This window comes from Clostridium neuense, from assembly GCF_045310695.1.
GTDB lineage: Bacteria > Bacillota > Clostridia > Clostridiales > Clostridiaceae > Clostridium_S > Clostridium_S neuense.
Window position 1 is genome coordinate 1 of sequence record NZ_JBJIAA010000043.1, and the last position, 1,202, is coordinate 1,202.

The window sequence follows — 1,202 nt, forward strand, 5'->3', positions numbered from 1 at the left end:
TTTTTCTTTAATACTTCATGAGCTTTGTATATAAGTTCTACTTCTGAACCTGATGCCATTAAGATTATATCTGGAACTTTTTTCTCTGAATCCTTTAATATATAAGCTCCTTTTAGTGCAGCTTTTCCTGTTTCTTCGTACAAAGGAAGGTCCTGTCTTGTAAGAACAAGAGAAGTTGGATTTTTCTTTGAAGTTACTGCATAATACCAAGCGGCTGCTGTTTCTTTTGAGTCTGCTGGCCTGAACACTATCATGTGTGGAATACTTCTAAGTGCTGCAAGCTGCTCTATTGGTTCATGAGTAGGTCCATCTTCTCCAACACCTATACTGTCGTGAGTGAGAACATACGTTACCGGTATTCCAGCAAGTGCAGATATTCTCATAGCTCCCTTCATGTAATCGCTAAATACGAAGAAAGTTGAGCAGAAAGGTTTAAGTCCACCATGTACAGCAATACCATTTGAAATAGCTGCCATAGCATGTTCTCTAACTCCAAAGTGAAGGTTAGATCCGCTTCTGTCTTCCTTAGAGAAATCTCCTCTTCCATTCATATAAGTTTTGTTTGAAGGTGCAAGATCTGCAGAGCCTCCTATTAAGTTTGGAACTATATCCTTTAACCTGTTTATTACTGTATATGAAGAAATTCTTGTTGCCATTTTCTTATCAAAGCCCCAGAATTCACTGCTGTTTAGTGCTTCTTCATCTACTTTTCCGCTGAACCAAAGTTCGTATTCCTTAGCTTCACTTGGATATTCTTTCTTGTAGCCTTCAAATAATTCTTTCCAGGCTTGTTCTTCCTTTATGCCATTTTCAATATACTGATTTACATTGTCGTATACTTCTTTTGGAACATAGAAAGGTTCACTTGACCATCCGAATTCTTCTTTCATAATTTTTATGCTTTCTTCTCCAAGTGGGGAACCGTGAACTCCTGCTGTCCCTTGTTTTGATTTGCAGCCAAAACCAATTATGTTTTTAACAACAATTAAGCTTGGTTTTGAAGTTTCCTTTTTTGCTTCATCTATAGCAGCACTTACTTTATCGGTGTCATTTCCGTCGTCAACTTTAATTACTTGCCAGCCATAAGCTTCATATCTTTTAGCAACATCTTCTCTGAAGGCAATGTCTGTATTTCCTTCAATTGAGATGTTGTTTGAATCGTATAAAACTATTAGCTTTCCAAGTCCAAGAGTTCCAGCCAA

1 protein-coding gene is annotated in these 1,202 nt (G+C 37.4%); it reads right to left on the reverse strand.

What is annotated here, in order from left to right:
• On the reverse strand, nt 1-1,202 hold a 1,202-nt coding region (locus ACJDT4_RS23265), incomplete at both ends, for a transketolase-like TK C-terminal-containing protein (RefSeq protein ID WP_406790013.1).